The sequence below is a fragment of the Rubrivivax gelatinosus genome (assembly GCF_016583785.1).
GTDB lineage: Bacteria > Pseudomonadota > Gammaproteobacteria > Burkholderiales > Burkholderiaceae_C > Rubrivivax > Rubrivivax gelatinosus_B.
Map to the genome: position 1 here is coordinate 11,757 of NZ_NRRU01000035.1, position 11,233 is coordinate 22,989.

The 11,233-nt window shown below is 71.1% G+C and carries 10 protein-coding genes; 4 read left to right on the forward strand and 6 right to left on the reverse strand.

Annotated elements, in window-relative coordinates:
• Window positions 1–8: 8 nt before the first annotated feature.
• The 6 genes from CKO43_RS11060 to CKO43_RS11085 all read right to left on the reverse strand — a co-directional run bounded on the left by CKO43_RS11060 (window position 9) and on the right by CKO43_RS11085 (window position 7,175).
• Window positions 9–797 (reverse strand): SDR family NAD(P)-dependent oxidoreductase, encoded by a 789-nt coding sequence (locus CKO43_RS11060; RefSeq protein WP_200378671.1) that lies wholly within the window; start codon window positions 795–797, stop codon window positions 9–11.
• Between the two features lie 20 nt (window positions 798–817).
• Window positions 818–1,726 carry an EamA family transporter gene (locus CKO43_RS11065; protein ID WP_200378672.1) on the reverse strand — a complete coding sequence of 303 codons (909 nt, stop codon included), beginning with the start codon at window positions 1,724–1,726 and terminating at the stop codon, window positions 818–820.
• 2 nt (window positions 1,727–1,728) lie between these two features.
• Window positions 1,729–3,366, reverse strand: a complete 1,638-nt coding sequence (locus CKO43_RS11070; protein WP_200378673.1) for a gamma-glutamyltransferase family protein — start codon at window positions 3,364–3,366, stop codon at window positions 1,729–1,731.
• 66 nt (window positions 3,367–3,432) lie between these two features.
• A complete protein-coding gene (locus CKO43_RS11075) occupies window positions 3,433–5,025 on the reverse strand; it encodes an MFS transporter (protein WP_200378674.1) in 1,593 nt (530 codons plus the stop codon).
• A 160-nt stretch (window positions 5,026–5,185) separates the two neighbouring features.
• Window positions 5,186–6,700 carry a tripartite tricarboxylate transporter permease gene (locus CKO43_RS11080; RefSeq protein WP_200231713.1) on the reverse strand — a complete coding sequence of 505 codons (1,515 nt, stop codon included), beginning with the start codon at window positions 6,698–6,700 and terminating at the stop codon, window positions 5,186–5,188.
• 13 nt (window positions 6,701–6,713) lie between these two features.
• Window positions 6,714–7,175 (reverse strand): tripartite tricarboxylate transporter TctB family protein, encoded by a 462-nt coding sequence (locus CKO43_RS11085; RefSeq protein ID WP_200231714.1) that lies wholly within the window; start codon window positions 7,173–7,175, stop codon window positions 6,714–6,716.
• A gap of 154 nt (window positions 7,176–7,329) precedes the next feature.
• On the opposite strand from CKO43_RS11085, the gene CKO43_RS11090 reads away from it, so the two are divergent.
• The 4 genes from CKO43_RS11090 to CKO43_RS11105 all read left to right on the forward strand — a co-directional run bounded on the left by CKO43_RS11090 (window position 7,330) and on the right by CKO43_RS11105 (window position 11,231).
• Window positions 7,330–8,289, forward strand: coding sequence for a LysR family transcriptional regulator (locus CKO43_RS11090; RefSeq protein WP_200378675.1), 960 nt, complete (start codon window positions 7,330–7,332; stop codon window positions 8,287–8,289).
• Window positions 8,290–8,402: 113 nt separating this feature from the next.
• Complete coding sequence (locus tag CKO43_RS11095) at window positions 8,403–9,377, forward strand: TRAP transporter substrate-binding protein (RefSeq protein ID WP_207184982.1); 975 nt, start codon at window positions 8,403–8,405, stop codon at window positions 9,375–9,377.
• 23 nt (window positions 9,378–9,400) lie between these two features.
• Complete coding sequence (locus CKO43_RS11100; protein WP_200378676.1) at window positions 9,401–9,907, forward strand: TRAP transporter small permease; 507 nt, start codon at window positions 9,401–9,403, stop codon at window positions 9,905–9,907.
• A 25-nt stretch (window positions 9,908–9,932) separates the two neighbouring features.
• Window positions 9,933–11,231 (forward strand): TRAP transporter large permease, encoded by a 1,299-nt coding sequence (locus CKO43_RS11105; protein WP_200378677.1) that lies wholly within the window; start codon window positions 9,933–9,935, stop codon window positions 11,229–11,231.
• Window positions 11,232–11,233 lie beyond the last annotated feature (2 nt).

Genomic DNA, 11,233 nt, shown 5'->3' on the forward strand with positions numbered 1-11,233 from the left:
GAGCCTCCTCAGAAGGTGCCGGGATAGGCGCCGCCGTCGAGCAGCAGGTTCTGCCCGGTCAGGAAACCGGCCTGCGCGCTGCAGACGAAGGCACAGAAGGCGCCGAACTCGGCCGCGTCGCCGAAACGCTGCGCCGGCGCGACGCGGCGCCTGGCCTCGACCACGGCCTCCAGCGGCTGGCCGCTCTTCTTCGCGCCGGCGGCCAGCGTCGTGCGCAGCCGGTCGGTGTCGAAGGCGCCGGGCAGCAGGTTGTTGATCGTCACGTTGCGCCCGGCCAGCGCCGGCTGGCGCGCCAGGCCGGCGACGAAGCCGGTGAGCCCGGAGCGGGCGCCGTTGGACAGCCCGAGCACGTCGATCGGCGCTTTCACCGCGCCCGAGGTGATGTTGACGATGCGGCCGAAACCCCGCGCCGCCATCGCGTCGACGCTGGCGCGGATGAGCGCGATCGGCGTCAGCATGTTGGCGTCGAGCGCGGCGATCCAGGCTTCGCGCTCCCAGTCGCGGAAGTCGCCCGGCGGCGGCCCGCCGGCGTTGTTGACGAGGATGTCGACCTGCGGCGCCGCCGCCAGCGCCGCGGCGCGGCCGGCTTCGGTGGTGATGTCGCCGGCGACGGCGCGCACCTCGACCGCCGGGTTCAGCGCACGCAGCGCGGCCGCGGTGGCTTCCAGCGCCTCGACGCCGCGCGCGGTGACGACCACGTTGACGCCCTCCTTCACCAGCGCCTCGGCACAGCCTCGGCCCAGGCCCTTGCTCGCCGCACACACCAGGGCCCAGCGGCCCGCGATACCCAGATCCATCTCGATCCTCCTTCGATCAGTCAGCGTGCGCGCGCCAGCAGCGTGATGCCGGCGAGCACGAGCACGGTGCCGGCGACGATCCAGCCGTTGAAGGGTTCGTCCAGCAGCAGCACGCCCATCAGGATGGTCGACAGCGGCCCGACCATGCCGGTCTGCGCCGTCAGCGTCGGGCCTATGCGTTCGATCGCCATCATCACCATCAGCACCGGCGCCACCGTGCAGGCGGTGGCGTTGAGCACCGACAGCCACAGCACCTCGGGCGCGACGATGGCCGCGCCCAGCGGCCGCAGCACCGCGAACTGGGCGATGCACAGCAGGCAGGCGACGCAGCTCGCCAGGCCGGTGAGCCGCATCGCGCCCAGGCGCCGCACCTCGGCACCGCTGGCGACCAGGTAGACCGCGTAGCTGACCGCGCTGCCGAAGACCAGCGCCGCGCCGAGCAGGGTCTGCGGCCCGGCGAGCGTGACCTCGTGGCCGAAGACCAGCAGCACGCCGGCATAACTGACCGCCAGCGCCGCCAGCCGCTGCCCCGACACACGCTGGCCGAAGAGCACGACGCCCAGCAGCAGCACCAGCGTCGGGTTGAGGTAGAGAATCAGGCGTTCCAGGCTGGCGCTGATGTACTGCAGGCCAGCGAAGTCCAGCGTGCTCGCGAGGTAGTAGCCCGAGAAACCCAGCCCGGCGACCACGCCCCAGTCGCGCCGCGACAGAGGCGGCTTGCCGCGCCCGGCCCACCAGGCGATCGCCAGGAACAGCGGCAGCGCGAACAGCATGCGATACATCACCAGCGTCACCGCGTCGACGCCGTGGCGGTAGGCGAGCTTGGCGATGATGGCCTTGCCCGAGAACGCGATCGATCCGGCACCGGCCAGCGCCAGACCGGCACCGACGGGGCTGCGCGTGGCGGCGGCGCTGCCTGCGGTGGCCACCGTCAGAACCCGGCCGCCTGGCCGTCGCGGCGCGGGTCGCTGGCCGCGGCGTAGCCTTCGACGGCGGGCTCACCCAGGCGCCAGATGAACTGGCCGGCGCCGAAGTCCTGGTAGCTGTCCTGGATCACCTCGATGCGGTGGCCGAGCGCGGCCAGGCCCTGCACCAGGCGCGCATCCATCGCCGCCTCGACGTTGATCTCCAGGCCGGCGTTGAAACGCCAGCGCGGCGCGTCGCAGGCCGCCTGCGGGTTCTGGTTCCACTCGACCATGCGCAGATAGGTCTGCAGATGGCCTTGCGGCTGCATGTTGGCGCCCATCACGCCGAAGCTCATCAGCGGCCGGCCGGCGGCGGTGACGAAGCCCGGGATGATGGTGTGGAACGGCCGCTTGCCCGGCGCGACGAGGTTGGCGCTGGCGGCGTCCAGGCTGAAGCCGTGGCCGCGGTTCTGCAGCGACAGCCCCCACTCGGGCACGACGACGCCCGAGCCGAAGCCCATGTAGTTGCTCTGGATGAAGCTGACCATCATGCCGCTCTCGTCGGCGGCGGTGAGGTAGATGGTGCCGCCCTTGACCGGGTTGCCGGCGCCATGGTCCTGGGCGCGGCGTGGGTCGATCAGCTTCGCACGTTCGGCCAGGTAGCCGGGCGCCAGCAGGTCGGCGGCCGTCAGCCCCATCGCCTGCGGTTCGGCGACGAAGCGGTAGACGTCGGCGAAGGCGAGCTTCATCGCCTCGATCTGCAGGTGCTGGGCGGCGACGCTGTCGGCCGGGTGTTCGTCCAGGCCGGCGTGGCGCAGGATGCCCAGGGCGATCAAAGCGGCGATGCCCTGCCCGTTCGGCGGGATCTCGTGCAGCGTGGCGCCGCCGTAGTCCATTGCCAGCGGCTCGACCCATTCGGGCGCGTAGCCGGAGAAGTCGGCCAGCGTCTGCGCGCCGCCCTGGGCCTGTGCCTGGCGCACCAGGGTCTCGGCGATCTCGCCGCCGTAGAAGGCCTGGCCGCGGGTCGCGGCGATCGCACGCAGCGCACGCGCCGCGCCCGGCAGCGTGAAACGTTCGCCGACACGCGGTGCGCGCCCGCGCGGCAGGAAGGTTTCGGCGAAGCCCGGCTGCGACACCAGGGATTGCACGCCCGCCGCCGCGGCCCACTTCTCGCCGACGACGACCGGCACCGCGTAGCCGCGTTCGGCGATCTCGGCCGCCGGCTCGAGCAGCTGCGCCAGCGGCAGGCGGCCGAACCGCTCGGCCAGCGCGACCCAGGCCGAGACCGCGCCCGGCACCGTCACCGCGTCCCAGCCGCGCACCGGCGGCGTGCGCGCGTCGGCACCGTGGCGGCGGCGGAAGTACTCGGGGGTCCAGGCCTGCGGTGCGCGCCCCGAGGCATTGAGGCCATGCAGGCGCTGGCCGTCCCAGAGGATGCAGAAGGCGTCCGAACCGAGGCCGTTGCTGCAGGGCTCGACGATGGTCATCGCCGCCGCCGCCGCGACTGCGGCGTCGACCGCGTTGCCGCCGGCGGCCAGCATGCGCAAGCCGGCCTGCGCCGCCAGCGGGTGCGAGGTGGCAACGAGGTTGCGCGCGAACACCGGCAGACGCCGGCTCGGGTAGCCGGCGTTCCAGTCGAAGTAGTCGGGGGTGGCGAAGTCCATCGGCGCATTGTCTCCAGCCGCCGGCACGCGTGCCGCGGCGGGGCTTCGCCAGTCGTCAAGCCGGCATCAAGCGCGGTGCGGCGGCGCCGCGCGGTCGGCGACGAAACGCCGCAGCAGCGGCGGCTCTTCGCTGCGGTGCAGTGCGGTGCGGCGCGCGCGCAGCCCGGCGTCCTCGGCGGTGAAACGTTCCAGCCGGCGCTGGTGCTCGATCCAGTTCTCGTCGACGAAGTGTTCGACCCAGCGCCCGGGCAGCGCGGTGTCGCGGAACAGCGCCCAGGACAGCGCCCCCTGGCGCAGCCGCGCGGCGCGTGTCAGCTGCATCAGCGCGGTGAACTCGGGCACGTCGGCGTCGTCTATCAGGTACTCGACGGTGACCATCACCGGGCCTTCGTCGGGGCCGATCTCGATCGCCGGTTCGGCCGCGGCGCGCGGCACCGCGGGCGAGAAGTCGACGTCGGCGCCTTCGACCGACCAGCGCCGCGCCAGCGGCAGCAGCGCCGCGCCCAGCACCGAGGCCGTGGCGATGGCCTCGGGCACGCCGACGAGGCCGGCGAGCTTGCCGAACAGCATCGCGCCGAAGGCCGTGCCGGCCATCAGCGCCATCTGGTAGATCGCCATGCCGCGCGCCCGCACCCAGTTGGGCAGCGCGAGCTGGGCCGAGACCGACAGCGTGTTGGCAGTCGAGATCCAGGCCATGCCCGAGATGAAAACCGCCGGCACCGCCATCCAGACCTCGGGCACGAAGGCCGCGACCGCGGCCGCGGCCGCCTGCACCGCGGTGCCGTAGGTGGTGAAGTCGTCGCGGTCGAAACGCTGTCGCCAGCGCGGGAACAGCAGCGCGGCGGTGATCGCGCCGGCGCCCAGGCTGGCCATCAGCAGCGTAAAGGTGCCGGCGCCACCGCCCTGCAGCCCCTTGGCCACCAGCGGCAGCAGTGCCAGCAGCGCGCTCGACTGCAGGAAGAACAGGAACACGCGCACGACGACGGCGCGCATGCGCGGCGACTGGCGCACGTGCTGCAGGCCGACACGCATCGCGCCGACGAACCGTTCGCCCGGCAGCACGCTGGTGCGCGCCTGGGCGCGCCAGCGCAGGATCAGCACGAAGGCGACACCGGCCAGCAGCGCGTTCAGCACGAACACCGCCGCGGTGCCGGCCGAGGCCAGCAGCGCTCCGGCGACGACCGGCCCGATGACACGCGACATGTTCATCGAGATGCCGTTGAGCGCCATCGCCGCCGGCAGGTGGTCGCGGCCGACGACCTCGGGCACGATCGCCGAGAACACCGGCCAGCGCATCGCCAGGCCGATGCCGTTGAGGAAGGTGAGCAGCAGCAGCAGCGAGGGCGTCAGCATGCCGGCGAGCGCGAGTGCTGCGATCAGCAGCGCCACCAGCGAGACCCACAGCTGGGTGCCGGCGAAGTAGAGCCGGCGGTCGACGATGTCGGCGAGCGCGCCGCTGGGCAGGCCGAGCAGGAAGACCGGCAGCGTGGACGCGGTCTGCACCAGCGCCACCATCGTCGGGCTCGGGGTGAGCATCGTCATCAGCCAGGCGGCGGCGACGTCGTTCATCCACATCGTCATGTTCGCCGCCAGCCAGGCGAACCAGAGCCCGCGGAAGATCTGGCTTTCCAGCGGGGCGAGAGCGGCAGGGAGTTTCAAGAGTCGGTGAACGGCAGCAGGACGCCGAGGTTAACGGCCCTGGCCTTTCCGACGCGCGCGCAGGGATGCGCGGCGCGCCAAACGAAAACGAGGCCCCGCGGGGCCTCGTTCTTTCACGTCCTCAATCGCCTTGCAGGCCGCGGGCTCGCGGAGCTCGCCCTCAATCCGCGTCCTGGAACGCCTCTTCGCGTTTGGACTTGATCGACGGCAGCATCACGACGACGACCATCAGCAGCGCGGCGACCAGCAGGCCGGCCGACAGCGGGCGCGTCGCGAAGGTGGTCCAGTCGCCGCGCGACAGCAGCAGCGCGCGGCGCAGGTTCTCTTCCATCATCGGCCCGAGGATGAAGCCCAGCAGCAGCGGCGCCGGCTCGCAGCCGAGCTTGTAGAAGAGGTAGCCGACGACGGCGAAACCGGCGCCCATGTAGACGTCGAAGTTGTTGTTGTTCAGCGTGTACAGGCCGATGCAGCAGAAGGCCATGATCGCCGGGAACAGGAAACGGTAAGGCACCGTCAGCAGCTTGATCCACATGCCGATCAGCGGCAGGTTCAGCACCACCAGCATCAGGTTGCCGACCCACATCGACGCGATCAGGCCCCAGAACAGCTGCGGATCGCTGGTCATCACCTGCGGCCCCGGCTGTATGCCCTTGATCGTCATCGCGCCGACCATCAGCGCCATCACCGCGTTCGGCGGGATGCCCAGCGTCAGCATCGGGATGAACGAGGTCTGGGCGCCGGCGTTGTTCGCCGACTCCGGCCCGGCGACGCCGCGGATGTTGCCCTTGCCGAACGGCACTTCGCCGGCCTTGAGCCCCATCTTCTTCTCGACCGTGTAAGCCGCGAACGACGCCAGCAGCGCGCCGCCGCCGGGCAGCACGCCCAGGATCGAACCCAGCGAGGTGCCGCGCAGCACCGCCGGCCAGGCGTCCTTGAAGTCCTGCTTGGTCGGCCACAGGCCCTTCACGTCCTTGGTGAAGACCTCGCGTTTCTCGGTCGGCTGGCCCAGGTTGGCGATGATCTCGCCGAAACCGAACACGCCCATCGCGATGGCGACGAAGCTGATGCCGTCGGTCAGCTCGGGAATGTCGAAGCTGTAGCGCGGCACGCCCGAGATCACGTCGGTGTTGACCTGGCCGATCAGCAGGCCCAGCACGATCATCGCGATCGCCTTGACCAGCGAGCCCGAGGCCAGCACGACGGCGCCGATCAGGCCCAGCACCATCAGGCTGAAGTACTCGGCCGGGCCGAACTTGAACGCGAGCTCGGTCAGCGGCGGCGCGAACGCGGCGATGATGATCGTGCCCACGCAGCCGGCGAAGAACGAGCCCAGGCCGGCGGCGGCCAGCGCCGCACCGGCACGGCCGCGGCGCGCCATCTGGTAGCCGTCGATCGCGGTCACGACCGAGCTCGACTCGCCCGGCACGTTGATCAGGATCGCGGTCGTCGAGCCGCCGTACTGGGCGCCGTAGTAGATGCCGGCCAGCATGATCAGCGCCGGCGTCGCGTCCAGCGCGTAGATGCTGGGCAGCAGCATCGCGATCGTCGCCACCGGCCCCAGGCCCGGCAGCACGCCGATCAAGGTGCCCAGCATCGCGCCGCCGAAGGCGTAGGCCAGGTTCTGGAAGGTGAAGGCGACGCCGAAGCCGAGCGCCAGGTTGTTCAGCAGATCCATGTCGTCGCGCTCCTCAGCCGATGAAAGAAGGCAGCAACGGGATCGTCAGGCTCAGTCCCTTGATGAACACCGCCCAGCAGCCGATGGTCAGCACCACCGCGTTGATCAGCGCGCCCTTCCAGTGGAACTCGTCGCCCGCGGTGGCCGAACTCAGCACCAGCAGCGGCAGCGCGATGAACATGCCCAGGTGCGGCAGCGCCCAGCCGAACACCGCGACCGACCCGACGATGATCAGCAGCGGCTTGAAGGCCCAGGGGCCGACCGGGTCGCCGTCTTCGGTGCCGATGGTCAGCGCCTTGAACAGCACCATCGCACCCAGCAGCGCCAGCAGCACGCCCAGGCCGAACGGGAAGTAGGCCGGCCCCGGCCGCGCCGCGGACCCGAAGCTGTATTCCTGCGCGCCCCAAGCGAATCCGGCACCGACGACGACGAACATCAGGCCCGACCAGAAATCCTTCTGGCTTTTGATTTTCAAGGCTTGTCTCCTCCAGCCAAAGCGAGGCGGATTCTGGCAGCGCCCCCGGGCGGCGCGGATGTGGATATCACGTAAGCCACCGCGACCGCGGCCCGCACGCGACTTGCTTGCGCCCTGCGCGCCGGGCGCCATCGCCGCGGCCGCACCGACGCCCATGAACACCCGCTTCCTCGAAACCCTGGTCGTGCTGTCGCGTGTCGGCAGCTTCCGCGAGACCGCGCAGGTCCTCAACGCCACGCAGGCGGCGATCTCGCAGCGCATCGCCAGCCTCGAGGACGAACTCGGCGTCGACCTGGTCGAGCGCAGCTCGCGCAGGCTCGAACTCACCGCCGCCGGCGAGCAGGTGGTGCGCCAGGCGCAACGCATCCTCGAGCTCGAGCGCGCGCTGGTGGCCTCGACCCGGCCCGAGGCGCCGCCGGCCGGCCGCGTGCGCATCGGCGTCATCGAGTCGGTGGTGCGAACCTGGCTGTCGCCGCTGGTGCAGCAGCTGGCGCGCCGGCACCCACAGATCGACCTGGACATCACCGTCGACACCGCGCGCAACCTGCAAGAGCAGCTGCGCCAGCACAAGCTCGACGTGATGGTGCAGAACGACCCGTATGCACCGGCGGTGGGCACGCTCGACCACCGCGTGACGCCGCTGTGCGAGTTCCCGCTGAACTGGATCGCGCGGCCCGAGCTGGTGCGCCGCCACGGCCGGCTCACGCTCGACGACCTGGAGAGCGTGCCGCTGCTGACCTTCTCGCGTACCTCCAGCCCGCAGGCGCATGTGCGCGCGCTGTTCGCCGACCGCCAGGTCGAGCCGCGGGTCTGCAACTTCCCGTCGGTCGAATCGATCATCCAGCTGGTGCGCGACGGCTACGGCATCGCCGCGATCCCGCCCGTGTTCGTGCGCGAATGGCTGCATGGCGGCGAACTGGAACAGCGAGCCGGGCCGGTGCTGCCGGCTATGACGGTGACGGCGATCAGCGCCGCCGACGCCTCCCCGGCGGTGCGTGCGGCGCAGCAGCTCACGGCCGAGGTCGTGCGGGCCTATTGCGCGCAGCAGGGTGCGCCGTGGGTGCGATCGCTGGCCGAGCCCTTCGACGATCAGCAAATGTTGTCGCCGGGCTAAAGGATTTCTCGTTGGACAGCGGGCCGCGCTTGCCCGAGAGTCCGCGACAGCGCCGACGGCGCGCGCCGCAGGCCGGCCGCGAACGCCGGTTTCCACCCACCGACGAGGTTTGCATGATCCGACGCCAATTCGCCGTCGCGGCCGCCGCCGCTGCCGCCCTGCTGGGCCTGAACGCCCAGGCCGCCACGACCTGGAACGTGTCGGCCGAACAGCCCGACGCCAACTACCTGACGCAGAACCTGCGCCAGTTCGCCGACGACGTGAAGACGGCCACCGGCGGCCAGCTCGAGTTCAAGGTGCAGTCGAACTCGGTGCTGCTCAAGCGCCCCGAGGTCAAGCGCGGCGTGCAGCAGGGCATCGTGCCGGTCGGCGAGGTGCTGATGTCGGCACTGGGCAACGAGGACCCGATGTTCGAGGTCGACAGCATCCCCTTCGTCGCGACCTCGTTCGACGCCTCCGAGAAGCTGTGGAAGGCCGCGCGCACGCAGATCGCGCAGCGCCTGGACAAGCAGGGTGTGGTGCTGCTGTACGGCGCGCCGTGGCCGCCGCAGGGCATCTACACCAAGGTGCCGGTGGCGTCGATGGCCGACTTCAAGGGCGTGCGTTTCCGCGCCTACAGCGCCTCGACGACGCGCATGGTCACGCTGATGGGCGCGGTGCCGACGACGATCCAGGCCGCCGAGGTGCCGCAGGCCTTCTCCACCGGCGTCGTCGACATGATGATCACCTCGCCGGCCACCGGCGTGGACACCCAGGCCTGGGACTACGTCAAGCACTACTACGACGCCCAGGCCTTCATCCCGCAGAGCATCGTCATCGCCAACAAGCGTGCGCTGCAGTCGCTGCCGGCGGCCGAACGCGAGGCGGTGCTCGCCGCCGCCCGGCGGGCCGAGGCACGGGGCTGGCAGGCCGCACGCGAGCGCACCGCGGGCCTGACGCAGACGCTGGCAAGCAAGGGCGTCAAGGTGCAGCCGGTGCCGCCGGCGATCGCCGCCGAGCTCGCCAAGATCGGCCGCACGATGGCCGATGAATGGCTCAAGCGCGCCGGCGCCGACGGCGCCAAGGTGCTCGAGTCGGTGCAGCGCTGAGCCCGGCCGCGACGGAGCCGGCGATGAAACTTCTGGACCGACTGTGCGCCGCCGCCGGCGCTGCGGCCGCCGTCGCGCTGGCGATGATCGGCGTCGTCATCACGGCGCAGATCGTCGCCCGGCTGTTCGGGCGCCAGATCCCGGCGGCCGACGACTTTGCCGCGTGGTCGATGGCGGCCTCGGCGTTTCTCGCCCTGCCCTACGCGATGCGCCACGGCGAACACATCCGCGTGACGCTGGTGCTGCAGCGGCTGCCGGCGCGCACCGCGCGCCTGCTCGACATCGTCTCCAGCGCCATCGGCTTCGGCCTGGCGGCCTGGGCGGCGTGGAACGCCGCAGTCTTCGTCTACGACTCCTGGCAGTACGGCGAGGTCGCACAGGGCATGCTGGCGCTGCCGATGTGGATCCCGCAGCTGTGCATGCCGATCGGGCTGACGCTGCTGGCGGCGCTGCTGGCCGAGCGCCTGGGGCGGCTGCTGCGCGGGCTGGACCCGGCACCGGGCAGCAGCCCGGTTGCCGCCACCGAATGAAGCACGGGCCGCGCCCACAACCGACATGAACGAACTTTCCCAGGCAGCACTCCTGATGGTGCTGCTGCTGATCGCGCTCGGCCTGGGCGTCTGGGTGGCGCTCGCGCTGCTCGGCTGCGGCCTGGCCGGGCTGCTGCTCTTCACCTCGACGCCGCCGGGTCTGCTGTTCTCGACCACGGTCTGGAACTCGACCGCGAGCTGGGCGCTGACGGCGCTGCCGCTGTTCGTCTGGATGGGCGAAATCCTCTACCGCACGCGGCTGGCGGAAGACATGTTCGCCGGCCTGGGCCCATGGGTGCGCGGCCTGCCGGGGCGGCTGCTGCACGTCAACGTCATCGGCTGCGGCATCTTCGCCGCAGTCAGCGGCTCGTCGGCGGCGACGGCAGCGACGATCGGCCGCATCACGCTGCCCGAACTGGCGCGCCGCGGCTACCCGCAGGCGATCGCCATCGGCTCGCTGGCCGGCGCCGGCACGCTGGGGCTGCTGATCCCGCCGTCGATCGTGATGATCGTCTACGGCGTCGCCGCGCAGGTGTCGATCGTGCGCCTGTTCACCGCCGGCGTGCTGCCCGGGTTGATGCTGATGGCGCTGTTCTCGGGCTGGATCGCGCTGTGGTCGCTGCGCCACCGCGACCAGATCCCCGACGAAGGCGAACGCGTGCCGCTGGCCGAGCGCCTGAAGCGGCTGCGCCTGCTGCTGCCGGTGACGGTGCTGATCGTCGCCGTCATCGGCTCGATCTACGCCGGCCTGGCGACCGCGACCGAAGCCGCCGCGGTCGGCGTCATCGGGTCGCTCGCGATCGCCGCGTTCGGCGGCTCGCTGAACCGGCAGAGCTTCGTCGCCAGCCTGCTGGGCGCGACCCGCACCTCCTGCATGATCACCTTCATCCTGATGGGCGCGGCCTACCTGACCTCGGCGATGAGCTTCACCGGGCTGCCGTCGACGGTGGCGTCGTGGATCGGTGCGATGGGGCTGGCGCCGTGGCAGCTGCTGGTGGTGCTGACGCTTTTCTTCATGCTGCTCGGCTGCTTCCTCGACGGCATCTCGATCGTCGTGCTGACCGCGGCGGTGCTGATGCCGGCGGTGCAGGCCGCGGGCATAGACCCGCTGTGGTTCGGCATCTACCTGGTGCTGGTGGTCGAGATGGCGCAGATCACGCCGCCGGTGGGTTTCAACCTGTTCGTGATCCAGGGCATCACCGGGCTGCAGCTGCTGCAGCTGGCGCGCATGGCCCTGCCCTTCTTCCTGCTGCTGGTGCTGGCCACGGTGCTGATCACGGTGTTCCCGCAGATCGTGCTGGCGCTGCCGGGCGCGATGGGCTGAGC